The sequence below is a fragment of the Allobosea sp. TWI1241 genome, assembly GCF_039673065.1.
Lineage (GTDB): Bacteria > Pseudomonadota > Alphaproteobacteria > Rhizobiales > Beijerinckiaceae > Allobosea.
The window spans coordinates 1-23,664 of sequence record NZ_JBDJKW010000023.1; the positions used below are offsets into that span (position 1 = coordinate 1).

Below are 23,664 nucleotides of genomic sequence, written 5' to 3' on the forward strand. Positions count from 1 at the left end.
GGCCGCCCGCCAGGCGGCGCAGGAGCGCGAGACGCTGCGCGCCCGCCTCGACCAGGCCGAGGCAGCGCGTGCCGCGCTGGAGCGGGCGGAAGCGGCGCTCGCCGCCGTCGCCCTGCCGGCCGAGGCGCTCGACCGGCTGCAGGCGCAGGAACTCGCGGTGGCGCGGCTGGAGGCTGCCGAGGAGGCCGCCCTGCCGACGCTGCGCATCGACTATCTCGCCGGCGCCCCGCGCATCAGCCTCGACGGCGTCGTGCTGGAGGCCGATGGCGAGCGCCCGGTCCGCGACGGGCAGGCGCTGGACCTGCCGGGGATCGGCAGGCTGACGCTGCGCTCCGGCCAGCCGGTCAAGGCCAGCGAGACGCTGGCTGCGGCGCGTGAGACGTTGCGCGCCATGCTGGCGAAGCTCGGCGTCGACAGCATCGCTGCGGCGCGCCGACGGCAGGAGCCCGGTCGCAGCCATGCCGGCGAGCGCGACGGCCTGCGTGCCCAGCTCGCCTTGCTGGCCCCGGACGGGCTGCCGGCGCTGCGCACCGCCATGGCCCGGCTCGACGACGCGGCTGCGCCCGCGGCACTCGAACTCAAGGAGGATCCGCAGGCCGTGCGCGCCGCCCATGCCGCGGCGCAGCAGCTGCTCGCCGAGACCCGCAACGCCGCCCGCGAGGTGCAGCCGCTGCTCGCCCGCCAGGGAGACGCGCTGCTCGCGGCGGAGACTGCCGCCGCCCGCCTGCGCGGCGAGCGCGAGCGGCTGTCGCTCGAACTCGGCCCGGCCGAGGAGCGGGATGGCCGTGAGGCCGCGCTCGCCGCCGCCGCGCGCGAGAGCAGCGCCCGGCGCGACGAGGCCGAGGCGAAGCATGCCGAGGCGCAGGCGAAGGCGCCGGACCTGCGCTCGGTCGAGGCCGCCTTCGAGCGGGCGCGCTCGGCCCTGGTGGGGACCGAGCAGGAGATCGCCCGGCTCGGCGTCACCCTCGCCGAGCTGAACGGCCAGATCCGCACACGCTCCGACGACGCGGTCGAGGAGGCCTGGCGCGAGGCCGGCGAGCAGCGCGCGGCGGCGCAGGCGCGCGTCGCCGCCTACGAGACCGAGCTCGCCGTACTCGGCCGTCTGCGCGACGTGCTGCAGGCCTCGCGCTCGGCGGCGCGCGATCTCTATCTCCAGCCGGTGCTCGCCGAATTGCAGCCGCTGCTCGGCTTGCTCTTCGACGACGTCGCCATCGATTTCGACGAGAATACGCTGCTGCCGCGCGCCATCCGGCGCAACGGCCAGGAGGAGGAGATCGACCGGCTGAGCGGCGGCATGCGCGAGCAGCTCTCGATCCTGACCCGCCTCGCCTTCGCGCGGCTGCTGGCGCGCGAGGGCCGCGCCGCGCCGGTGATCCTCGACGATGCGCTGGTCTATTCCGACGATGACCGTATCGAGCGCATGTTCGACGCGCTGCACCGGCAGGCGCGCGAGCAGCAGATCATCGTGTTCTCCTGCCGCCAGCGCGCCTTCTCGCGGCTGGGCGGCACGGTGCTGGAGATGAGCGGCTGGGAGCCGCAGCTCTGACCGGCCTCAATCGGGGCAGGGCGCCTGCCCGGCGAGCAGCCGGTCGACCGGGGCGCGGTCGTCGCTGAGCCGCAGCGCGCAGCCGCCGAGCCGCCGGCGCAGGGCCGCCTCGTCCTCCAGGCGCCGCCAGCTCACCGTGCGGCGGCGGGCGACGTCGTCAGCCGGCATCACGCTCGCGGTCACGGCGAGAACGTCGTCCGCCGGTGCGTCGGCGGCGCGTTTCCAGGCGGCGACCACGGCATTTGTGGCGCCGTCCTCCGCCTCGCCCTGCGCCACCCAGATCTCGACGCGGCCATAGAGCGGCGCCAGCGTCAGCGCCAGGCTGCGCGCCAGCAGCAGGCTCCCGGCCCGGTCGATCACATTGGAGAGGAAGACGCCGTTCTCGCGCAGCCGGGCATGGACCAGCGCGCCGAACTCGGCGGTGACCAGATGCGGCGGCACGGTGTGGGTGCGGTAGGCATCCATCAGCACCACGTCATAGCGCGGTGCCGGCGGCTCGGCTCGCAGCACGGCGCGGCCGTCGCCGGTGACGGTGCGCAGATGCGGGCCGGTGGCGTCCATGGCGCGGGCGGCCTCGGCCGCGACCACGGGGTCGAGCTCGGCGACCAGCACCTGCGCCGGCGGCTGCGCCCGCGCCCAGGCGCGCGGCAACGTCGCGCCGCCGCCGCCGATCACCAGCGCGCTGCGCTCCGGCGAGGCGGCGAAGGCGATGCCGGCCAGCCGGTCGACCAGCGCGGCGTAGCCAAGCGGCAGCCGGCCGGGATCGTCGAGGTCGGTGGCGCTGTGGACGCCCTCGTCGAGGATCATGAAGCGCAGGCGCTCGCCGGCCGATCCCGTGCTGTCGAGATAGCGCACGCAGGTATAGCGCGACTCGACGCTGCACGGGCTGGCGGTGCCGAGCGCCATGGCGCCGGCCGTGATCAGCAAGGCGAGCGCGGTCCAGGCCGCCGCATGGGCCGGCCGGCCGCGCCAGCGCAGCAGCAGAAGGCCCGTCGCGCCCCAGAGAGCCGCGGCGCCGAGTGCCAGCCCGCTCGCCCCGACCTGTTCCAGCAGCCAGAAGCCGGCCGCCGCCGTGCCCGCGACGCTGCCGATGGCGGAGGCCGCGTAGATCGCCGCGATCCGGCGCGGCAGGGCAGGCTTCGCGCCGTCCCCGGCCGTCGCCATGGCGATGCGGATCGCCAGCGGCGTGACGAAGCCGGCGGCGACGCTGGGCAGGAAGCACAGGCCCATCAGCGCCAGCGTGGCGCGGGCGCCCGAGCCCGGCCCGTCGGCGAACAGGGTGGCGACCGGCTCGACCAGCGCCGGCATCGCCACCGCGCCCATGCCGGCGCAGAGGCAGGATGCGGCCATCAGCTCGCGCAGCCGCTCCGGCGATGCCTGCGGCCCGCCGGCCCGCCCGCCGAGCGCGTGGCCGAGCGTCAGGCCGAGCAGTACGGCGGTGATCGCGGCGGTCCAGGGCAGCAGCGACTGGCCGACATGCGGTGCGCCCAGCCGCACGATGGCGAGCTCGATCGCCAGCGCGGCGGCGGCCGAGAGGAAGACGACGAGCGGCAGCGGCAGGCGGCTCATGCCGGCACCCTCCGGCGTGTCAGCCGCGCGGCGCCGAGGACGAGCAGGGCGGTGGCGAACCCGAGCGCCGCGATGGCGAGGCTGGTGCCGCGCGCGCCGAGCTGGTCGAGCGCCAGCCAGAGCACCGCGATCGCGCCGGCGGCGCTGCCGGCGGCCCCGGCCGCGATGGCGAGGCCGACCACCCCGCCGCGCCCCCCGGCAGCGGCGATGATCGCGGTCATCAGCAACGGCGGCGCCAGCCCGAAGAGCAGGCCGGGCGCCAGCGTCGGCAGGGCGCAGAACAGGGCGAGCCGCCAGCGCGCCGTCGGGTCGGGCGCGACGATCAGCGCGTCGAGCGCCGGCAGCAAAGCGGGCGTCAGCGCGACGGCGAGCGCGCCCGCTGCGATGCCGGCGGCAGCGAGGCCGAGCCGCCTTCGCGCCGCGCCTGCCCCCAGCAGCCCGCCGAGATGGTTGCCGATCGCCCAGGAGAACAGGAAGCCGGCGATGATTGCGGTCCAGCTGTCGGTCGACATGCCGGCGAAGGGCGCCACCAGCCGCGCGGTGGCGGTCTCGAAGGCGAGCGCGCAGAAGGCGACCAGCGCCTCGGCGAGCAGCAAAAGCGGGATCACGCGGCCGCGCCGCGTCTGAGATGAGCTGGCATCGCCTCCGGGATAGGCAGCCCCGCCCGCCCGGTCAACGCGCGCCGGCCGGGGCGGATGGTCGCGAGCGGGAGCGGCTTGCTCAGTCGAGATGGCTGCGATTGGGGCCGCGCAGCATCTCCTTCAGCGCCGGCACCAGCAGGCCGAGCACCGAGACGCGCTCGGTCAGCACCTTGGCCTCGAGCAGCGTGCCTGCGGTGATCTGCGCGTCCGGCCCGTCCGAGGAGGTCCAGCGCAGGCCGCTTTTCGTGTGCTCGTCGCGCGTCATCTCGACGGTGACGAGGAAGGGCGGGCCGCTGGCCGTCAGCTTGCGGGCGAGATCGTCGTTGCGCAGCATGCTGCGCAACTGCTCCGGGCTGGTCGCGACGTCGGAGGTCTTGGTGACGACGCCCTCGATCGCGCCGAACACGTCGCGGCGCACCGAGGTCGGGTCGATCAGCGCGGCCATGCCGGGGCGGATCTTCTTGCCGTCCTTGGCCGGGATCAGCACGGCGGCGACGAGATGGGTGCCGCCGCGGCGCAGGCCGGCGAAGCTCTCGTCGACCGGCAGCAGGCTGACCAGCGCGGTGTCGAAGCGCACCAGGTCGCCCGGCACCACCTTCAGCTCCGAGACGATGCCGTATTGCGTGCTGCGCACCGAGGTCTCGTTGCGCAGCCGCTCGCGCAGCCGCTGGATCTGGCGCTCGGCCTGCGATCGGCGGGTGGCGAGCGCATGCAGCTCGCGCTCGTACTGGGCCTGGCGCTCGGCGCTGGAGAGCGACAACGCCAGCAGTTCGCCGCGCTTGTTGGCGGTGCGCTCCAGCACCTCCGCCAGGTCGGCCCTGACATGCAGATAGCGGTCGAAGGTGATGGTGCCGCTCTTGCGCAGCGCCTCCTGCCCGTCGGCGAGCTGCTGGAGCAGCTGGCGGCGCTGGTCCAGCAGGTCGATCGTCTCGCGGGCATTGGCCTCCTGCTGCTTGCGCACGCTCTCGAACAGCGTGGTCGCCTGCGCCTGCAGCGCCCGGATCCGCTCGGCCTCCTGGCCGATCTGCTCGAGCTCGCTTTCGGCCAGCTTCAGCTCGGTGTCGAGCTGCGGCTGGACGATGCGGGCGATCTCCTGCCCCGGCCCGACGCGCTGGCCGATATCGACCAGGATGTCGGTGATCCGCCCCTCATGGTTCGAGGTCACGGTGAATTCCAGCACGCCCTTGGAGCTGAGGATCACGCCGGTGCCCTGCACGCTGATCGGCACGCGCACGAAGGCGGCGCCGAGGATGGCGAGCACCACCACCGCGACCAGCACGACGACGGCGGTGAGATGGCCCGGCCGCACCAGGCGCAGCGAGGTGGCGAGCTGCTCCGGACGTTGCAGCGCGGCCTCGGCCTCGGGCCTGAACAGGCTCTGCTCGGTCATGGCGTCTCGGGCTCCGCGAGGTCTTGGGCGTCGTCGGGTTCGCCGGCGCGGCGCAGCAGCGCCTGCGGCGGGCCGGAGGCGACGATGGCGCCCTGGTCGAAGACGAAGAGGCGGTCGGCGCCGGCGAGCGTCGCCGGGCGGTGCGCCACGAGGATGCGCGTCATCGACAGCCGCTCCAGGCTCGCCAGGATGCGCCGCTGCGAGGCGCCGTCGAGCGCGCTCATCGCCTCGTCGAGCACCAGGATGCCGGGCTTGCCCGCCAGGGCGCGCGCGATCAGCAGGCGCTGCACCTGCCCCGCCGCGAGACCGGAACCGGTCTCGCCGACGATGGTGTGCATGCCCATGGGCAGCGCCCGCAGCTCGTCGGCGATGCCGGCCTGCTCGGCGAGATGCCAGGCCTCGTCGGTCTCGATGCCACTGATGCTGCGGATGTTCTCGAAGATCGTGCCGGGGAAGAGCCGGCTGTTCTGCAGCACCATGCCGACATGGCGGGCGACCTGGCGCCGGTCGAGCCCGGCGAGGTCCTGCCCGTCGAGCAGCACGCGGCCGGCATCGGGCCGGTCGAGCCCGGTCAGCAGCGCCAGCGTGGTCGACTTGCCGCTGCCCGAGGGACCGACGAAGCCGACGAATTCGCCGGGCGCGATCGACAGCGAGACCTGGTTGAGCACGCGCCGCGAGCCGTAGTGGAAGTCGACCTCGCGCATCTCGACCGCGCCGTGCAGCGTGGTCACCGGCGCGCCGGCCGCGAGCGGCTCGACCTCGTATTCGATCAGCGGGCGGGCCAGCTTGGCCATGGGCAGCAGCCGCGCGGCGCCCATCACCGCATGCGACAGCTCCTTGCCGGCGCGCAGCAGCCGCCCCAGCGCCAGCACGAAGACGATCGCCTGCCCGGCGTCGAGATGGGCCGAGGCGCCGGCATAGGCGATCGCCACGAAGCACAGCGCCAGCACCAGCGCTTCCCAGAACGGCTCCAGCACCGCCAGCCGGTTCGCCACGCGGGCCGAGCGCATCAGCCGGCTCTGGAAGGCGAGGAAGTTTTCGCTCCATTGCGTGAAGGCGCGCTTTTCCAGCCGGGCTGCCCGCACCACCGGCACCAGCCGGATCAGGTCGTAGACGAAGGCGAGGACGACGACGTCCATGCGCTCGCCCTCGTAGATCGCCTTGAACTGGGCCCAGCCGATCAGCGCGGTGACCGCGAGCAGCACCAGCACCAGCGCGATGGCGATCAGGCCCGAGAGCGGCGAGACGAAGGCGACCAGCGCCGCCGCCGCCAGCCCGTTGAACAGGGCGAGCAGCGCCGTGGTGCCGAAGCCGAGCAGGGCGCGGCGGAACTTCTCCACCGTCTCCATCTGCGTGGCGAGGATCAGCGTGTTGGCGCCGCGCAGCACGGAGGGCGGCAGGCGCAGCAGCCGGTCGACCATCGCCGCGTGCAAGGCGAGGCCAGCGCGGCCCTGCGCTTTCAGCTCGGCGAGATGGCCGATCACGAAGAAGCAGGTCTCGGCGACCAGCGCCACCAGCAGAACCACCAGCAGGTTGGCGAGGAAGGGCACGTCGGCGGTGTGGACCGCGATGGTGGCGATCTGCTCCGAAGCGATCGGCGGCAGCAGCGCCAGCAGGGCGCCGACGATGCCGCAGGCGGCGAGCAGGCCGAAATCGCCGAGGCTGTCGCGCAGGCCGAACAGCGTCACCGTGCGATAGTCGAGCCGGCCTGCCGGCAGCGTCGCGTGCAGGATGTAGCCGTCGCGGCCGAGGCGCCGCCAATCGGCCTCCGTCATCCGCCGCGGCGGGGCAGCGCTCTGGGGCGTCTCGACGAGATAGCCGCCGCGCAGGCGCGGGCGCAGCACCAGCGGCCGGCCGGCCTCGTCGAAGGCGAGGATCGGCCCGTCGCCGTCCGGGCGCGTGCCGATGTCGAGCCTGATCCGGCGCAGCCGCAGACCATGGGCGGTGGCGACACGCTCGACATAGGCCTCCGGCGCCTCGCCCTCCTGCTCGCGGACCGCCTGCGGCTTGATCCGCCGCAATTCGACCAGCCGCGCCGCCGCGACCGCCAGCGGGCTCCGCACGCCCGTGGGCGGCCGGCTGAAGCGCCCGGCCAGCAGGCGGCCGAAGCCGCCCAGCGTCTCGGTGTAGTCGTCCTCCGCCGCCGCGCTGCGACCGGCGGCGTCGGACGCCTCGCGCCGCTCGGCGCTCGCCAGCCGTTCGGCGACGATAGCGAGCAGGCGGTCGGTCTCGGCGGCGTAGATCGCCGGCGTCTCCGGCGCGGCATGGCCGCCCGCGGGCAGGTCGGCGGCCTCGGTGAGCGCCGCCAGCCAGAACGCGGCGCCGCCGGCCTCGCCGCCCGGCTCCAGCGCGACGTCGACGCGCGGGCGCAGCAGCAGCGGCACGGCGGTCGCCGTTCCGGGCAGGACCGTGCCCTCGGGCAGCGCCGCGACGAAACGCGGCGCACCGCCGCCTTCGCCGGGCGCGAGATAGAGATCGGCCTCGCCGCCGCGCAGGGTCATCGGCGCGCCATCGGCCGGCGGCAGGGCGTGGAAGCGCCCGCCGGCGAGCGGCAGCAGCGCGGCCAGGCTTTCGTCGGGCGCGGTCATGCGGCCTCTCCCGCCTGCCGGGCGATCTCGCCGGCATCGACCGGGACCAGCATGCCGCGATAGAGCCCCTCGACCCGGTCCATCCGGGCGAGCGCGCTGGCGCGGTTGGTCAGCAGGATCACCGTGGTGCCGCGCCGGCGCAGATTGCGCAGCAGGCGCGCCTCTGTCGCCTCGTCGATCGCGCTGGTGGCGTCGTCGAGCACCAGGATGCGCGGCTGGGCCAGCAGGGCACGCGCGATGGCGAGGCGCTGGCGTTCGCCGCCGCTGAAGCCGGCGCCGCTCTCGCCGACGACGCAGTCGATCCCGCCGGGGCGGGCGGACACGACCGCGGCGATCTCGGCATCGGCCAGCGCGCGGGCGATCGCGGCGTCGTCCACCGCCTCGGTCCACAGCGTCAGCGCGGCGCGCAAGGGGCCGCCGGGGAAGAAATGGGTCTGGTCGACAAAGCCGATCCCGGCCAGTGGGGCCTGCCAGCCGCCGTCGCGGCGCTCGAAACGGATCTCGCCGGCGGTCGGCTGCAGCAGCCCGGCGAGCAGGCGCGCCAGCGTGCTCTTGCCGTCGCCGGAGGCACCCATCACGCCGATCGCCTCGCCCGGCTCGACGCCCAGCGTGACGCCGCCGAGCAGCGGCTGGCCGTTGGTATAGGCGAAGCCGACCTCGCGCAGGCGCAGCCGGCCGGTGAGGCCGGGCGAGGCGGGCGCGTCCGCCGCCCTGTCCTCGCCGCCGGCCTCCAGCGCGTCGCCGAGCCGGCCGATCGCCGCGGCGCTCTGGCCGATCGCGGCGCTGATCTGCGTCAGCGCGCCGACCGAGGAGGAGAACATGCCGGCCAGCATCAGGAAGCCGAGCAGCGTGCCGAGCGTCATCTCGGTCTCGATCACCAGCAGCGAGCCGGCGCCGAGCACGGCGAGCGTGGTGGCGCGGCTGCCGGCATAGGGCAGGGCGGCGAGCAGGCGCATGGTGCGCCCGTGCTCCTGCTCGGAATTGGCGAGCCGCGTCTGGGCCTCGAGCATGCGGTTGAACAGGATCGCCTCGCTGCCGGTGGCGCGGGCCTGTTCCAGCAGCGCGACGCCCTGCACCGCCGCGGCATGGGCCTGGCCGGCGGCCATCTGGAGATGCACCGCGCGCTCGGCGACGCGCCGGCGCACGGCGCGGAGAATCAGCAGCTCGATGCCGGCGAAGACCAGCATGACCAGGGTCAGAGGCGGGCTGTAGGCCAGCATCATCGCGACATAGCCGGCCATCGCGATCAGGTGCACGGCGAGCTGGGTCAGCGCGCCGGAGACCGTGCCGGCGAGCTGGGCGGCGAGCTGCGGCCGCGCCGAGACCTCGACCGGGCTGCGCCGCACGAAGAACTCGTAGGGCAGGGCGAAGAGCCGCCGGACGAAGCGGGCCGAGACCACGGCGGTGATCTTGGTCTGCAACAGCAGCACGCCGCGCGTGTAGAGCGCCGCCAGCGCGCTGCCCATCAGGCCGATCGCCAGCACGGCGGCGAGCAGCGGCACCAGCCAGTCGCTGTGCCCCTGCACCAGATAGTCGTCGACGAAGACGCGGGTCAGGCCGGGCACCAGCACGCCGAGCGCCACCATGCCGATCGCGGTCAGCACGAGGGTGGCGAACATGCCGCGCGAGCCGCGCAGCATGGCGAGGAGCTGGCGGGCGGTGCCGGGCGGCGGCTTGATGCGGCGGAAGGTCGGCGTCGGCGTGAAGGCCAGCGTCACCCCGGTGAAGCGGCGGCCGAACTCGGCGCGGTCGATGCGGCGCCGGCCATGGGCCGGGTCGTGGACCAGGAAGCCGGAGCGGCCGATCGCCTCCAGCACCACGAAATGGTTGAAGTCCCAGAACAGGATCTGCGGCAGCGGCAGCGCCGCGAGTTCGTCGACCTCGCGGCTGAAGGCCTCCGCATCCAGCCCGCGCCGTTGCGCCGCCGCGACGATGTCGGCGGCGGAGGCGCCGTCGCGCGAGACGCCGCAATCGTCGCGCACCGCTTCCAGGCTCTCCCAGCGGCCATGGGCGCACAGCACCATGGCGAGGCAGGCGGCGCCGCATTCGGCCGCCTCCATCTGCAGGATTGTGGGCACGCTGGGGCCGCGCGCTCCGGCGCCGCGCCCGCTCATGCCGCCGTCCCGTCGCGCCCGCGGCCGCACATCGTCATTTCCGCAGCGAGGCGAAGGCGATCTCGAGCTGCTCGGCGCTGGAGGCGCCGGCCTCGGCCGCCTGCGCCAGCGCGACATAGGCCGCCTTCAGCGCCTCGTCGCTATAGGCGGGCGGCGCCGCGCCGGCGCGCTGCGCCACCTGCTTCTCCAGGTCGATCACGGTGAGGAAGGCGACGAGCCGGGTCTTGCCCTGAGAGAGCGCGTTGTCGAAATAGCCGACCGACAGCCCGCGCCGGCCCTGCTGATAGGCCTCATCCAGCGTCTTCGCGCCGCCCTCGGCCGCCAGCGCGGCGGCCCCGAGCTTGCCGATCCAGCCGGCCTGCGACTCCGACCAGCCGTCGCGCCTGGCGCGTTCGGCCAGAGCCGCCTCGGGCGCGGCGCCGCGGCTCTTGCCTTGGACGAGGACGATGGCCGGCGCGGCGGGCGGCAGGGACGGCGGTTCGGCCGGAAAGAACATGGGCTTGAGCGTCTCGCGCGAAGAAAAGGCACGCGGCGGGGCCGTCCCGGGGAACGGTCCCGCCCGGTCATCGGCGCCGGAGCGGCATCAGTTGGTACCGCGGGCGCTCAGCTCGCGGATCATGCCGAAGCCGGTGGCGATCTGGTCCTCGGTCGACAGGCCCTCGGCCGCCGCCCGCTCCACGGCCCGGCAGGCTTCGAACAGAATGGCGTCGGGATAGTCGGGCGGGGTGTCGCCGCGCCGCTCGGCGATCTGCTTCTCGAGGTCCACCACCGTCAGGAAGGCGGTGTAGAGGTTCTTGCCCTCGTCGAGCGCGTTGTCGAAATAGCCGGCCGCCAGCTTGCGGCGGGCGATGCCATAGGCCTGCTGCAGTGCCTCCTCGCCAGGTACGCCGTCGGCGACGGCCTGGAACAGCGGCTGCTTGGCGAGCTTGTCGAGCCAGTCGGCCTGCGAATCCGACCAGCCCTCGGCCTTGGCCGCCGCCAGGATCTGCTTGCGCGAGCTGGCGTCGAGCTCCTTGGCCACGGGGTCGAGCTCGCGCTCCAGCTTCGCCTTGTAGGCGGCGATCTCTTCGGGTGTGCTGTTCTCGTCGATCATCTCGGAGATCCTTGTCGCTGTCGCGGGTCGTCAGCCGAACAGGCCGCGGAAGAAGCCGCCGACCGGGTTGTTGGTCAGGTGGCCGAGCACCTTCTGGGCGAGGTTGCCCTTCTCGATGTCGCGGGCCGCGTCGGCCATGGCCTGCTTCACATTGCTTTCGATCTTGATGTTGATGGTGATGCCGATGCCGAGCGCCGCGCCGACGCTCAGGCTGGCCGAGACCTTGCCGTCCTTGATCTCGAAATCGCCATCGGCCTTGGCGCCGATCTTGCCGGCATAGAGACCGCCGCCGACATCGGCGCCGCCGTTCTTGCCGTGGAAGCCGGTGGTGCCCTCGACGCCGACCCCGGCCGAGGCCTCCGCGCCGACGCCGAGCTTGGCCTTGATCTTCCCGTCCTTGGCGAAGGGGTTGAAGGTGACCTCGGCCTCCGCCTTCGCCTCGGCCTTCGCCTTGGCGTAAACCTCCAGCTCCTGCTTGAAGGTGTGGTCGCCGACCTTGGTCTCCTTGGTCAGGTTCGCCTTGATCGAGGCCTCGACCGAGGCCTTGGCGCTGGCCGAGAGCCCGTCGAATCCGAGCCGCACGCCGGCCTTGGCGTTGGCCTCGGCATGGGCGGCGACGCCGACCGTGTCCTTGGTCTCGATGCCGCCGATCTTGGTCGTGGTCGAATGGCTCGCCTCGGCGTGCAGGGCGACCTTGGTGGAAGCCTCGGCCGAGACGCTGTTCTCGGTCACCACCGCCTTGGCCTTGTTCTCGAAGGAGGCCGAGGCATAGGCCTTGTCGGTCACCTTGGTGGTGACGCCGTTGCCGTGATCGACGGTCTTGCTGTCCTCGATCCCGGCCTCGGCGCGCACGGCCCAGTTCGCCGCGGCGCCGCGCGCCAGCCCGGAGGTGTAGGTCTCGGTGCTGCCCTCGGTCTTCACCTGCGCGACGGTGATGCGCTCCTTGGCGACGTTGCCCTCGACCTTGGTGGTCTTGTCGATGCCGCCGGCCAGGACGGTCTCGCTCTTGTTCTCGTGATAGGTGCCGGCCTTCTTGGCGGCGTCCTTGTCCATGCCCTCCAGCATCTTGCTGGCGTGCTGGTTGACCTTGCCCCAATGCTGCTCGCCGAGCTTGGCGGCCTTGTCGACGAAGCCGGGCTTGGGCGGCTCGACGCTCTTGTCGGAGGTCTGCTTCGGCATGGTGTCGGCGCGCTGGCGCGTCGGTTCGTCCTTGCCCGCCTCGCCCGTCGTGGGCTTGGCGCCGACCGTGTTGGCCCGGCCGCGGCCGGGCTCGCCGTCCTTCTCGCCGGCTCCGGGCTTGCCGGTGGCGAGCTCCTTCTTCGCCTGCTCGAACTTGGCGCGGGCCTCGTCCGCCGACTTGCCGGTGTCGCCCACCGCCTTGCGGGCGCTGTCCTGGTCCTTGTTGGCCTTGTCGAGCGCCTTGGCGTTCAGCGCGTCGTGATAGAGCGCGTCGGCATGGTCCTTGACGGCCTTGTCCATCGCCGCGCGGTCCTGGTTCTGCGCGGCGAGCTTCACGGCGGAATCGGTCTTGGCGACATTGGCCGCGGAGAGCTGCTTGGCGAGGTCGGCCTTGAGCTGGCTCTCGGTCGCCTTGGTCAGGTCGCCCTGCGCGGTCTGGCTGGCCTGCCGGGCGTCGCGCATGTCCTTGAGCGGGTTCTCGGCCGGCTTGGCCTGCTGCTCCTGGCGGGCCTTGCTCTCCTCGGCCTTCTTCGCCTTGTCGGCGTCCCAGCGGTCGGTGAGCTCCTTCTGCGCCTGCTGCTTCTCGGCCTTCGCGGTCTCGGCCTTCGCCTTGTCGATGGCCGGCGTCGAGACGCTCGACTTCCACTGGGTCGAGGTCTTGCCGGTTTCCGGATCCTTGACCTGGACGGTCTTCACATCCGCCTTGGCATGGGTGTCGCTGCCCTTGACCTTGCCCATCGGGCCGGCGGTCTCGCCTGTCGCGCTCTTGCGGAAGCCGCTCTCGATATCCTTGGAGAAGTCGGGCGCCTTCTTGTCGCCGCCATGCATCTCCTTGAGGCGGGCCTCGACCGTCTTGAACAGCGGATTGCCGTCGGCGGCGCGCTGCGACACCTCGCTCTGCGTCAGCTTCTCCTTGACGCCGCTCGACGGGTCCGAGAGCTCGACCTTGACACTGTTGGCGTCGCCCTTCTGGCCCGTGGCGGTGATGGTGACGCGGCTGTCAGGCTTGCCGGATTCCGGCGCGGCGAAGACCAGCCGCATGTCGAAGCGGGCATCCTCGCCATAGCTGGTCTTGCTCTCGACCACCGCCGGTGCGGGCTTGGCCTGGGGAGCGACCTTGCTGTCGGCCACATGGTCGGGCGCGCCGACGGTCAGCGCGACGGCGAGGTCGCCGTCGACCTGCTTCTTCTCGTTCGGATTGGCCCCGCCGACGATCGCCTTCAGCATGTCGAGCGGGATGGAACCCTTGCGTCCGTCGGGCTTGCGCCCCTTGTCCTGCGCTTCTGTCATGATCGAACTCCGCAGTGGCGACTGCGCCTCCGGCTCGGCTTGGTTCCCGGTTCTTGTCGCGACGCTCACCCGGGCCGAGCTGTCCTGTTGCCGGGGGCGCTTGTGGCGGACTTGGTAGCGGCAGAGCGATTTCGGATCGATTAAGGCGGCGGCATCCTCGGCGGCATCTCGCGTTGAGAGGGCCGGTGGATGGTTTGCGGACGGGACGCGATTCGTCCGACAGGGCTAACCCGGCGCCGTCCACCGGGAAGCAGGCTATAGAAATGCTATGACATTTCAATCGCATGACGGCGCCGCAACGGCTGCGCGGCGGCTGCGGTGCCCAACGGTCAGACGGCGTTAACCCTGCGCGGTATTCGGCGCCGTCGGCGTTTTCGCGGTCAGCGCGCGGCCCGCGCAGCCGCGACCGCCTGTCGCAGCTCGGCCGCTGCCGCTGCCGGGTCGTCGGCTGCGAAGATCGCGCCGATCACCGCGACGCCGTCGGCCCCGGCTGCGATCACCTGCGCGGCATTGGCCGCCGTGATCCCGGCGATGGCGCCGACCGGCAGCGGGCCGAGCACGCGCGCGGCTTGCGCCCGCAGCGCCGCGAAGCCCTCGGCCCCGAGCGGCGCCTGGGCGTCCGCCTTGTGGCTGGTGGCGAAGAACGCCCCGGCGCAGGCATAGTCGATGCGGGTCTCGGCCAGGCTGGCGAGCGCGGTCTCGCGGTTGAGGGTCGCGCCGATGATCGCCTTCTCGCCGAGCAGGCGCCGCGCTTCCGGCAGTGGCATGTCGTCATTGCCGAGATGGACGCCCTCGGCGCCGGCTGCCAGCGCCACGTCGATGCGGTCGTTGATCAGCAGCGGCACGCCGGTGCCGGCGAGCGCGGCGCGGATCGCCAGCGCCTCGCGCAGCATGGTGCGTGTGGCCTCGCCCTTGGCCCGGTACTGGATCAGCGTGGCGCCGCCGTCGACGGCCGCCCGCGCCAGAGCGGCCAGAGGCCGGCCGCGGGCGATCTGGGGGTCGACGATGCCGTAGACCGAGATGTCGAGCCTCATGATGCGTCCTGCTCCTGCATATGCGCGGCGAGTTGCGCCGCGTCGATCCCGGCGAGCGCGTCGATCAGCGCGATGGCGAAGCTGCCCGGCCCCTTCGCCTGCGTCGCGGCGATCTCGCCGGCGATGCCATAGGCTGTCAGCGCCGCCGCCGCCGCCAGCGAGCGGTTGTCCTCGACCGCGCAGCAGGCGGCGATCAGCGCGCCGGCGGCGCAGCCCACGGCGGTGACCTTCGCCATCAGCGGGTGGCCGTGGCCGCTGCGATGGCGTCCGCCCGGCCCGTCGATCAGGTCGACCGCGCCGGTGGTGACCAGCGTCGCGCCGCTGCCGGCCGCGGCGATCTCGCCGGAGAGCGCCGCGATCTCGGCCGCATTGCCGCGAACCACGAGCTCCGGCAGCGCCATGACTTCTGCTGCGAGATGGCGGCGCAGCGGCGAGAGCTCGACGAAGACCGGGTCGAGCACCAGCGGCCGGCCGCTCTCGCGCACGGCCGCCAGCAGCGGCGGGATCGCGGCCGCTGTGTCGGGACTGATCGTGCCGAGATTGATCAGCACCGCACCGGCGCCGCGCGCCATCGCGCCAATCTCGTCGACATGGCTCGCCATCGACGGCACGGCGCCGAAGGCGAGCAGCATGTTGGCGGTGTAGGCCTGCGCCACCGTATTGGTCAGGCACTGCACGCGCGGGCGCGTCTCGGCCACCCGCCGCAGCACGGCCATGACCGCCTCGGGCGAGAGGCCGCCGGGGATGCCCCCGGCGGCACCGGCCGCGCTGGCGCCGGCGGCGCTCACTCGGCCGCCGGCAGGTAGAGGCTGCCGCCCTTGTCGAGGAACTCGCGCGACTTCTCGGCCATGCCCTGCGCCGCCATGCCTTCCAGCGCGGCGCGTTCGGCCTCGCCCATGGCGAGCACCTCGGCCCGCAGATCCTGCGTGATCTTCATCGAGCAGAACTTGGGTCCGCACATCGAGCAGAAATGCGCCACCTTGTGCGCCTCCTTCGGCAGGGTCTCGTCATGGAAGGCGCGGGCCGTGTCCGGATCGAGCGCGAGGTTGAACTGGTCCTCCCAGCGGAAGTCGAACCGGGCGCGGCTGAGCGCGTCGTCCCTGAGCTTCGCCGCCGGATGGCCCTTGGCGAGGTCCGCCGCATGGGCGGCGATGCGGTAGGTGACGACGCCGGTCTTCACGTCGTCGCGGTTCGGCAGGCCGAGATGTTCCTTCGGCGTGACATAGCAGAGCATGGCGCAGCCATACCAGCCGATCATCGCCGCGCCGATGCCGGAGGTGATGTGGTCGTAGCCCGGCGCAATGTCGGTGGTCAGCGGCCCGAGCGTGTAGAACGGCGCTTCCCCGCATTCGCGCAGCTGCTTGTCCATGTTCTCCTTGATCTTGTGCATCGGCACGTGGCCGGGGCCCTCGATCATCACCTGGCAGCCCTTCTGCCAGGCGATCTGCGTCAGCTCGCCCAGCGTCTCCAGCTCGGCGAACTGGGCGCGGTCGTTGGCGTCGGCGATCGAGCCCGGGCGCAGCCCGTCGCCCAGCGAGAACGACACGTCATATTTGCGCATGATCTCGCAGATCTCGTCGAAGCGCTCGTAGAGGAAGCTCTCGCGGTGATGCGCCAGGCACCAGCGCGCCATGATCGAGCCGCCGCGCGAGACGATGCCGGTCACCCTGGACGCCGTCAGCGGCACGTAGGGCAGCCTGACGCCGGCATGGATGGTGAAGTAGTCGACGCCCTGCTCGGCCTGCTCGATCAGCGTGTCCTTGAACACCTCCCAGTCGAGCTTGACCGGGTCGCCGCCGACCTTCTCCAGCGCCTGGTAGATCGGCACCGTGCCGATGGGTACCGGCGAATTGCGCAGGATCCAGGAGCGGATGTTGTGGATGTTGCGGCCGGTGGAGAGGTCCATCACCGTGTCGGCGCCCCAGCGGATCGCCCAGACCAGCTTCTCGACTTCTTCCGCGGCTCCGGAGGTGACTGCGGAGTTGCCGATATTGGCGTTGATCTTGACCAGGAAGTTGCGGCCGATCGCCATCGGCTCCAGCTCGGGATGGTTGATATTGGCCGGGATGATGGCGCGCCCGCGGGCGATCTCCTCGCGCACGAACTCGGGCGTCACGAAGTCCGGCACGGCGGCGCCGAAGCTCTCGCCGTCGGCGTGGCGCTCGCGGGCGCCCTCCAGCATGGCGGCGCGGCCGAGATTCTCGCGATGCGCGACATAGATCATCTCGGGCGTGACGATGCCGGCCTTCGCGAACTCGTATTGCGTCGCCATCTGGCCGGGCTTCGCCTCGAGGATCGGCCGCTGCGCCGGGCAGGCCGGCACCAGCTGGTCCTCGGAGATGTTGCCGTTGTCGGCGGCGGTGACGGCGCGGCCGGGCACGGTCGCGAAGCCGCGGGCGTCGAGCCAGGCGCGGCGCGGCTGCGCCAGGCCGGCATTGAGGTCGATCGCCGCGTCGGTCTCGGTATAGGGGCCGGACGGGTCGTAGATGCGCACCGGCGGTTCGGCGTCGGTGGTGAGCTGCACCTCGCGGAAGGGCACACGCATGTCGGGATGCTCGGGCGCCGCGACATAGATCTTGCGCGAGCCGATGATCGGCCCGGTCGTGACGCTCTGCGGCGCCTGCCGGACGGATGATTTGCCGGTTTTTGTCTGGGTGGTCATGGTCTTGGATCTCCTCCTTGGCTTCAGGAGATCCGGGTGTCTGGACGGTCCAGCGCTGTCTGCGGTCACCGCGCGTCGCAAATCGGGCGCGAGCCGCGTTCCAGTCCCTCCGCCGGTATGACCCGGATCAGGTTCGACGGGTTCGGCTTTCGCCATCTCAGCCCTTGCGGGCACCCCTCGGAACGGCTCGGACCCTAGGCCGGGCGGGCCGGCGACGCAACGGGAGGCTTCGCGCCGCCGGCGCAGGGCGACCCTGCGGCCGGGGCGGGGCGACGCGGGCCGCCCGCTCTGACGCAACGGCAGATCGGCGATTGCCACCGGCTCGCGCCTGCCCCTACACTGCCATCGCCGCCGCGCCCTTTCGCGGCGGGACGAGAAGAGAGGGAGGTCACGTGGCGACAGGCACCGTGAAATGGTTCAACGAGACCAAGGGATATGGCTTCATAACCCCCGACGCCGGCGGGAATGACGTCTTCGTGCACATCAGCGCCGTCGAGCGCGCCGGAATGCGCAGCCTCGCGGAGGGGCAGAAGATCACCTTCGAGCTCGAGCCCGATCGCAAGACCGGCCGCTCCGCCGCGGTGAACCTGCAGGCCGGCTGAGCGCCGCCTCTCGCGGCCGGCGCTGCGCTCCGGCCGCGCCCGATCGGATATCGCGATCGCCATTCCGCGCCCGCCGCCCGTCACAGGCGGCGGCGTCCTGTCCTGCGCGTTGCGCACGCAGTCTGGCGCCAGTTGCGGCACTCCCTGCCCGGATTTGCGCGGGTCCGGTCAGTTTTGAATGATTGACAAACCAGAGAAGCGCATCGACATTTCGTAAGCATACAAACGAATTCCCTTCCCGCTTGGCGTTTCGTCCGGGCGGGCTAATCTGGGGATCGTGCAGCGAGGGGCTGCGATATGATGAAGCCGTGCGAATGAACGGGGGAGTCTCATGACCATCGACCGTCGTCAGTTCGTCAGCGGAGCGGCGCTCGGCGCGGCTGCCCTGGCCATGCCGTCCGTTCTGCGCGCGCAGGGCGCTCCGATCCGGATCGGCGAGATCAACAGCTATACCGCCCAGCCGGCCTTCCTGAAGCCCTATCGCCAGGCCTGGGATCTCGCCATCGAGCAGATCAATGCCGGCGGCGGCCTGCTCGGCCGCAAGGTCGAGACCGTCTTCCGCGACGATGGCGGCAAGCCCGAGGATGCGGTCCGCCATGCCGGCGACCTCGTCAACGCCGAGAAGGTCGACCTGATCGCCGGCGGCTTCCTCTCCAATGTCGGCCTCGCCATCGCCGACTTCGCCCGCCAGAACAAGCGGCTCTATCTGGCCTCCGAGCCGCTCTCCGACGCGCTGGTCTGGAGCCAGGGCAATCCCTACACCTTCCGCCTGCGCTGCTCGACCTACATGCAGGCGGCGATGCTGGTGGAGGAGGCGGCCAAGCTGCCGGCCAAGCGCTGGGCCATCGTCGCGCCGAACTACGAATACGGCCAGTCGGCGGTGCGCTGGTTCAAGGAATTGCTGAGCAAGGCCAAGCCCGATGTCGAGTTCGTCGCCGAGCAGTTCCCGGCGCTCGGCCGCATCGACGCCGGCGCCACTGTGCGCGCGCTCGAGGCCTCGAAGCCCGACGCGATCTTCAACGTCACCTTCGCGGCCGACCTCGCCAATTTCGTGCGCCAGGGCAACACGCGTGGCCTGTTCGAGGGCCGCGTCGTCGCCTCGATGCTGACCGGCGAGCCGGAATACATGGACCCGCTCGGCACCGAGACGCCGGTCGGCTGGATCGTCACCGGCTATCCGCATGCCGAGATCAAGACGCCGGAGCACGTCGCCTTCCGCGCGGCCTACGTCGCCAAGTACAACGACTATCCGCGCCTCGGCTCGATCGTCGGCTACGATGCGGTGAAGTCGATCGAGGCGGCGATCAAGCGCGCCGGCTCGACCGAGAACGACAAGCTGATCGAGGCCTTCAAGGGGCTGAAATTCGCCGGGCTGTTCGGGCCGATCGAGTATCGCGCCAGCGACCACCAGTCGACCATGGGCGCCTATGTCGGCAAGACGGCGATCAGGGACGGCAAGGGCGTGATGGTCGACTGGCGCTATGCCGACGGCGCCAACTACCTGCCGCCCGACGACGTCGCCCGCGCGATGCGCCCCAAAGGCTGACGAAGCGCTGACGCGCGGCTGGTCCGGCGGCTTGCCGGGTCGGCCCGCCGCCCAGCCATCGCGATCCGTTCCCGACGCGATTCCCGACCGCCTCGGCCGGGAATGACGCCCGAGGCTTGCCGCCATGTTCGATCTCATCCTGACGCAGACGCTGAACGGCCTGGCCTCGGCCTCTGCGCTCTTCCTCGTGGCGTCCGGCCTCTCGATCATCTTCGGCGTGACGCGGATCGTGAACTTCGCGCACGGCTCGCTCTACATGCTGGGCGCCTATGTCGCCTTCACCCTGGTCTCGCAGTTCGGCGCCGGCAGCGCGCTCGGCTTCTGGGGCAGCGTCGTGCTGGCGGCGGCGATCGTCGCGGTGATCGGCGTGGTCATCGAGCTGGTGGTGCTGCGCCGGATCTACCACGCGCCCGAACTCTTCCAGTTGCTCGCGACCTTCGGCGTCGTGCTGATGATCCAGGACCTGACGCTGGCCGGCTGGGGCGCCGAGGACAAGCTCGGTCCGCGCGCGCCGGGCCTGAGCAGCTTCGTGGTGATCGCCGGCAACCGCTTCCCCACCTACGAGCTCTTCCTGATCGCGGTCGGGCCGCTGGTGCTCGGCCTGATCTGGTTCATCTTCCACCGCACGCGCTGGGGCACGCTGGTGCGCGCCGCGACGCAGGACCGCGACATGGTCGGCGCGCTCGGCGTCAACCAGCGCTGGCTCTTCACCTCGGTCTTCGCCTTTGGCGCAATGCTGGCGGGGCTCGGCGGCGCGCTGCAGCTGCCGCGCGAGGCGGTGAACCTGCACATGGACCTCTCGATGATCGCCGAGGCTTTCGTGGTCGTGGTGGTCGGCGGGCTCGGCAGCGTCACGGGCGCCTATCTCGCGGCGGTGCTGATCGGCGTGCTCCACGCCTTCGGCATCCTGATCCTGCCCAAGATCACCCTGGTGCTGGTCTTCCTCGTCATGGCGGTGGTGCTGGTGGTCAAGCCGTACGGGCTGCTCGGCCGCGCCCCGGTCGGCCATGCCCGGCCGCACGGCCCGGCCGAGCCGCTGCTGACGCCTGCCGACGGACCGACCCGGCTCGCCGGGCTGATCGGCCTCGTGCTGCTGGCGCTGGTGCCGGTGATCGCGCCCGACCATATCGTCCTGACCCTGACCGAGCTGGTGATCTTCGCCCTCTTCGCCGCCTCGCTGCATTTCATGATGGGGCCGGGCGGCATGGTCTCCTTCGGCCACGCCGCCTATTTCGGCCTCGGCGCCTATGGCGCGGCGCTGGCGGTGAAATGGCTCGGCGCGCCGATGGAGACGGCGCTGATCTTCGCGCCCTTCCTCGCCGGGATCGCGGGCGTGGTCTTCGGCTGGTTCTGCGTCCGGCTCTCGGGGGTCTATCTCGCCATGCTGACGCTCGCCTTCGCGCAGATCGCCTGGGCCACCGCCTTCCAATGGGTCGAGCTCACCGGCGGCGACAACGGCATCCTCGGCGTCTGGCCGAGCGCCTGGGCGACCTCGAAGACGGTGTATTTCTACCTGTCGCTCGGCCTTTCCGCGGTGGCGGTGCTGCTGCTGCGCCATCTCGTCTTCTCGCCGCTGGGCTATGCCCTGCGCGCCGGCCGCGACAACCCGCTGCGGGCCGAGGCGATCGGCATCGACGTGATGCGGGCGCAATGGCTCGCCTTCGTCGTCGCCGCGATGGCGGCCGGTCTCGCCGGCACGTTGTTCGCCTTCCTCAAGGGCTCCGTGTTCCCGACCTATATGGCGATCCCGCGCTCGGTCGACGCGCTGCTGATGGTGCTGCTCGGCGGCGTACAGACGGTGTCGGGGCCGATCATCGGCGCCTTCGCCTATGCCGGCCTGCATGAGCAGCTGATGAAGGCGACGATGTACTGGCGCTTCGTGCTCGGGCTCTCGATCGTGCTGCTGGTGGTGCTGTTCCCGCGCGGCCTGGTCGGCACCGTGCTCGCCTTGCGCGAGCGCGCCGGGCGCGGCGCCGGAGCGGAGGCGGGACGATGAGCGGCGCGATGTCCCCCATGGCGATGACCACCGCCACCGTCCCGGTCCTCACCGTCAGCGACCTCGCCCGCTCCTTCGGCGGCGTGAAGGCGGTCGACGGCGTCAGCTTCGCCGTCGAGGCCGGGCGCATGCTGGCGCTGATCGGGCCGAACGGCGCCGGCAAGACCACCTGCTTCAACATGCTCAACGGCCAGCTCCGGCCCGATCGCGGCCGCGTCGCGCTCAACGGGCGCGATATCACCGGGCTGAAGCCGCGCGAGGTCTGGCGCATGGGCGTCGGCCGCACCTTCCAGATCACCGCGACCTTCCCCTCGATGACGGTGCGCGAGAACGTGCAGATGGCGCTGATCTCGCACGAGGGCCGGACCTTCAGTCCGTTCGGCCGGGCGCGCGACCGCCATGCCGCCGCGGCCGACGCCCTGCTCGACCTCGTCGGCATGGCCGAGCAGGGCGACCGGGCCTGCGGCGTGCTGGCCTATGGCGACGTCAAGCGCGTCGAGTTGGCGGTGGCGCTGGCCAACCGGCCGAGCCTGCTGCTGATGGACGAGCCCACCGCCGGCATGGCCCCGCGCGAGCGCGTCGACCTGATGGCGCTCACCGCCCGCATCGCCCGCGAGCAGCGCATCGCGGTGCTGTTCACCGAGCACGACATGGACGTGGTCTTCGCCCATGCCGACAGCGTCATCGTGCTCGACCGCGGCCGGCTGATCGCCCATGGCGCGCCGGAGGAGGTCCGCCGCGACGCCAATGTCCGCGCCGTCTATCTCGGCTCGGGTGCGACCTCGGGAGGCCATTGATGACCCTGCTCGCGATCGAGGGGCTCCAGGCCTATTACGGCCGGGCGCATATCCTGCAGGGCGTCACCTTCTCGCTGCGCCAGGGCGAGGTGCTGGCGCTGATGGGTCGCAACGGCGCCGGCAAGTCGACGACGATGAAGGCGGTCATGGGGCTGGTGCCGCCGGCCGGCGGCAGCGTCGTCTTCGACGGCCGCCCGGTGCAGGCCCGCGAGCCCTTCGAGATCGCTCGGCTCGGCCTCGGCTACGTGCCGGAGGACCGGCGCGTCTTCTCGGAGCTGACGGTGATGGAGAACCTCTCCGTCGGCCAGCGCCCGCCGCGCGAGGGCGTGCCGCACTGGACGCCGGAGCGGCTCTTCCAGCTATTCCCCAATCTCGGGCGCATGCGCGACCGGCCGGGCGGGGCGATGTCGGGCGGCGAGCAGCAGATGCTGACCATCGCCCGCACCCTGATGGGCAATCCCCGCCTCGTCCTGCTCGACGAGCCCTCGGAGGGGCTGGCGCCGGTGATCGTCGAGGAGATGGCCAACACCATCCGCGCGCTGAAGGGCGAGGGGCTCTCGGTGCTGATCTCCGAGCAGAACCTGCATTTCGCCGGCTCCGTCGCCGACCGCGCCACGATCATCGAGAAGGGCGTGATCCGCTTCACCGGCACCATGGCCGAGCTCCAGGCCGACGAGGCGGTCAGGGTGCAATATCTCTCGGTCTGAGGGTGGTCGCCCGTCAAAAAACCCCGGATGCTCGCGCATCCGGGGCAGGGGCCGGCCGCGCGAAGGCGGCCGGGGGAGGAAGGATCTGCCGGCGGCTCACCAGCCGGCCAGCACCGCGCCCTTGAAGCGCTCGGCGACGAACTGCTTGATCTCTGGCGTGTGGTAGCTCTCGATCAGCGCCTTGACCCAGGGCTTGTCCTTGTCGGCCTCGCGCACCGCGATGACGTTGACATAGGGGCCCTTGGGATCCTCGCGCAGGATGGCCGAGGTCGGCTCGATCTTGGCGTCGACGGCGTAGTTGGTGTTGATCGCCGCCGCCGCGACATCGGCGAGCGAACGCGCCGTCTGCGCCGCCTCGATCTCGATGATCTTCAGCTTCTTCGGGTTCTCGACGATGTCGGCCGGGCTCGGCTTGAAGCCGACGCCGTCCTTGAGCTTGATCACGCCCTTGTCCTGCAGCAGCAGCAGGGCGCGCCCGCCATTGGTCGGGTCGTTCTGGATGGCGACGCTGGACCCGTTCGGCACCGCGTCCCAGCTTTTATACTTGGCCGAATAGATGCCGAGCGGGAAGTTCACGGTGAGCCCGACCGAGACGATCTTGAAGCCGCGATCCTTCACCTGGTTGTCGAGATAGGGCTGGTTCTGGAAGGAATTGGCCTCCAGCTCGCCGGCGTCGAGCGCCTGGTTCGGCACGACATAGTCGGAGAACTCGATCAGCTTGAGCTCCAGCCCCTTCTTGGCGGCGATCGGCTTCACCTTCTCGAGAATCTCGGCATGCGGGCCGGGCGAGACACCGATGCGGATCGTCTGGGTCTGCTGGGCCGCGGCGGGGGCGGCGAAGGCAGCCGCCAGCGCGGCCGCGAGGATGGTCCTGCGGGTGGTCATCTTAACGACTCCGGATTGGGATGAG

Annotated in this window: 18 protein-coding genes and 1 riboswitch; of the genes, 6 read left to right on the forward strand and 12 right to left on the reverse strand. The window is 71.7% G+C overall.

The window, feature by feature from the left end:
* The coding region (locus tag ABE438_RS19595) for an ATP-binding protein (protein WP_465248644.1) at window positions 1–1,546 on the forward strand (1,546 nt) is incomplete at its 5' end.
* 6 nt (window positions 1,547–1,552) lie between these two features.
* Here ABE438_RS19595 and ABE438_RS19600 read toward each other — a convergent pair.
* From ABE438_RS19600 to thiC, 11 genes are all read right to left on the reverse strand, one after another.
* Window positions 1,553–3,115 (reverse strand): fused MFS/spermidine synthase, encoded by a 1,563-nt coding sequence (locus ABE438_RS19600; protein ID WP_346504361.1) that lies wholly within the window; start codon window positions 3,113–3,115, stop codon window positions 1,553–1,555.
* Window positions 3,112–3,723: a fused MFS/spermidine synthase gene (locus tag ABE438_RS19605; protein WP_346504362.1), complete on the reverse strand. Its 612-nt coding sequence runs from the start codon at window positions 3,721–3,723 to the stop codon at window positions 3,112–3,114. Before ABE438_RS19605 ends, ABE438_RS19600 begins: the two co-directional genes overlap by 4 nt.
* Before the next feature lie 112 nt (window positions 3,724–3,835).
* A complete protein-coding gene (locus ABE438_RS19610) occupies window positions 3,836–5,146 on the reverse strand; it encodes an NHLP bacteriocin system secretion protein (RefSeq protein WP_346504363.1) in 1,311 nt (436 codons plus the stop codon).
* Window positions 5,143–7,734 (reverse strand): ATP-binding cassette domain-containing protein, encoded by a 2,592-nt coding sequence (locus tag ABE438_RS19615; protein WP_346504364.1) that lies wholly within the window; start codon window positions 7,732–7,734, stop codon window positions 5,143–5,145. The genes ABE438_RS19610 and ABE438_RS19615 overlap by 4 nt, the downstream gene beginning before the upstream one ends.
* Entirely contained in the window at window positions 7,731–9,812 is a 2,082-nt protein-coding gene (locus ABE438_RS19620; protein WP_346504365.1) for a cysteine peptidase family C39 domain-containing protein, read from the reverse strand. The genes ABE438_RS19615 and ABE438_RS19620 overlap by 4 nt, the downstream gene beginning before the upstream one ends.
* Window positions 9,813–9,882: 70 nt before the next feature.
* On the reverse strand, window positions 9,883–10,344 hold the full coding sequence (locus tag ABE438_RS19625) for a hypothetical protein (RefSeq protein WP_346504366.1): 462 nt from the start codon (window positions 10,342–10,344) through the stop codon (window positions 9,883–9,885).
* An 87-nt stretch (window positions 10,345–10,431) separates the two neighbouring features.
* On the reverse strand, window positions 10,432–10,941 hold the full coding sequence (locus tag ABE438_RS19630; protein ID WP_346504367.1) for a hypothetical protein: 510 nt from the start codon (window positions 10,939–10,941) through the stop codon (window positions 10,432–10,434).
* Window positions 10,942–10,971: 30 nt separating this feature from the next.
* Window positions 10,972–13,410 carry a hypothetical protein gene (locus ABE438_RS19635; protein ID WP_346504368.1) on the reverse strand — a complete coding sequence of 813 codons (2,439 nt, stop codon included), beginning with the start codon at window positions 13,408–13,410 and terminating at the stop codon, window positions 10,972–10,974.
* A 380-nt stretch (window positions 13,411–13,790) separates the two neighbouring features.
* Window positions 13,791–14,447: a thiamine phosphate synthase gene (gene thiE / locus ABE438_RS19640; RefSeq protein ID WP_465248647.1), complete on the reverse strand. Its 657-nt coding sequence runs from the start codon at window positions 14,445–14,447 to the stop codon at window positions 13,791–13,793.
* Window positions 14,441–15,232, reverse strand: coding sequence for a hydroxyethylthiazole kinase (locus ABE438_RS19645; RefSeq protein WP_346504370.1), 792 nt, complete (start codon window positions 15,230–15,232; stop codon window positions 14,441–14,443). Before ABE438_RS19645 ends, thiE begins: the two co-directional genes overlap by 7 nt.
* Window positions 15,229–17,106, reverse strand: coding sequence for a phosphomethylpyrimidine synthase ThiC (thiC, locus tag ABE438_RS19650; protein ID WP_346504371.1), 1,878 nt, complete (start codon window positions 17,104–17,106; stop codon window positions 15,229–15,231). Before thiC ends, ABE438_RS19645 begins: the two co-directional genes overlap by 4 nt.
* Before the next feature lie 86 nt (window positions 17,107–17,192).
* A riboswitch (TPP riboswitch) is annotated at window positions 17,193–17,294 on the reverse strand.
* A 204-nt stretch (window positions 17,295–17,498) separates the two neighbouring features.
* Here thiC and ABE438_RS19655 point away from each other — a divergent pair.
* The 5 genes from ABE438_RS19655 (at window position 17,499) to ABE438_RS19675 (ending at window position 22,754) form a co-directional block, all read left to right on the forward strand.
* Window positions 17,499–17,708, forward strand: coding sequence for a cold-shock protein (locus tag ABE438_RS19655; RefSeq protein ID WP_346504372.1), 210 nt, complete (start codon window positions 17,499–17,501; stop codon window positions 17,706–17,708).
* Between the two features lie 331 nt (window positions 17,709–18,039).
* Window positions 18,040–19,254 carry an ABC transporter substrate-binding protein gene (locus tag ABE438_RS19660; protein ID WP_465248645.1) on the forward strand — a complete coding sequence of 405 codons (1,215 nt, stop codon included), beginning with the start codon at window positions 18,040–18,042 and terminating at the stop codon, window positions 19,252–19,254.
* 124 nt (window positions 19,255–19,378) lie between these two features.
* A complete protein-coding gene (locus tag ABE438_RS19665) occupies window positions 19,379–21,250 on the forward strand; it encodes an ABC transporter permease (protein ID WP_346504373.1) in 1,872 nt (623 codons plus the stop codon).
* 17 nt (window positions 21,251–21,267) lie between these two features.
* Window positions 21,268–22,047 carry an ABC transporter ATP-binding protein gene (locus ABE438_RS19670; protein WP_465248646.1) on the forward strand — a complete coding sequence of 260 codons (780 nt, stop codon included), beginning with the start codon at window positions 21,268–21,270 and terminating at the stop codon, window positions 22,045–22,047.
* The gene (locus tag ABE438_RS19675; protein WP_346504374.1) at window positions 22,047–22,754 is read left to right on the forward strand and encodes an ABC transporter ATP-binding protein; all 708 of its coding nucleotides are present in this window, start codon (window positions 22,047–22,049) and stop codon (window positions 22,752–22,754) included. The genes ABE438_RS19670 and ABE438_RS19675 overlap by 1 nt, the downstream gene beginning before the upstream one ends.
* 96 nt (window positions 22,755–22,850) lie before the next feature.
* Here ABE438_RS19675 and ABE438_RS19680 read toward each other — a convergent pair whose 3' ends face one another.
* Window positions 22,851–23,639: a MetQ/NlpA family ABC transporter substrate-binding protein gene (locus tag ABE438_RS19680; protein ID WP_346504375.1), complete on the reverse strand. Its 789-nt coding sequence runs from the start codon at window positions 23,637–23,639 to the stop codon at window positions 22,851–22,853.
* Window positions 23,640–23,664: the final 25 nt, after the last annotated feature.

Coding starts and splice junctions, on each gene's coding strand:
- ABE438_RS19600 (WP_346504361.1), bottom strand. CDS start 3,115: ATGAGCCGCCTGCCGCTGCCGCTCGTCGTCTTCCTCTCGGCCGCCGCC.
- ABE438_RS19610 (WP_346504363.1), bottom strand. CDS start 5,146: ATGACCGAGCAGAGCCTGTTCAGGCCCGAGGCCGAGGCCGCGCTGCAA.
- ABE438_RS19615 (WP_346504364.1), bottom strand. CDS start 7,734: ATGACCGCGCCCGACGAAAGCCTGGCCGCGCTGCTGCCGCTCGCCGGC.
- ABE438_RS19625 (WP_346504366.1), bottom strand. CDS start 10,344: ATGTTCTTTCCGGCCGAACCGCCGTCCCTGCCGCCCGCCGCGCCGGCC.
- ABE438_RS19630 (WP_346504367.1), bottom strand. CDS start 10,941: ATGATCGACGAGAACAGCACACCCGAAGAGATCGCCGCCTACAAGGCG.
- ABE438_RS19635 (WP_346504368.1), bottom strand. CDS start 13,410: ATGACAGAAGCGCAGGACAAGGGGCGCAAGCCCGACGGACGCAAGGGT.
- thiC (WP_346504371.1), bottom strand. CDS start 17,106: ATGACCACCCAGACAAAAACCGGCAAATCATCCGTCCGGCAGGCGCCG.
- ABE438_RS19660 (WP_465248645.1), top strand. CDS start 18,040: ATGACCATCGACCGTCGTCAGTTCGTCAGCGGAGCGGCGCTCGGCGCG.
- ABE438_RS19665 (WP_346504373.1), top strand. CDS start 19,379: ATGTTCGATCTCATCCTGACGCAGACGCTGAACGGCCTGGCCTCGGCC.
- ABE438_RS19670 (WP_465248646.1), top strand. CDS start 21,268: ATGGCGATGACCACCGCCACCGTCCCGGTCCTCACCGTCAGCGACCTC.
- ABE438_RS19675 (WP_346504374.1), top strand. CDS start 22,047: ATGACCCTGCTCGCGATCGAGGGGCTCCAGGCCTATTACGGCCGGGCG.
- ABE438_RS19680 (WP_346504375.1), bottom strand. CDS start 23,639: ATGACCACCCGCAGGACCATCCTCGCGGCCGCGCTGGCGGCTGCCTTC.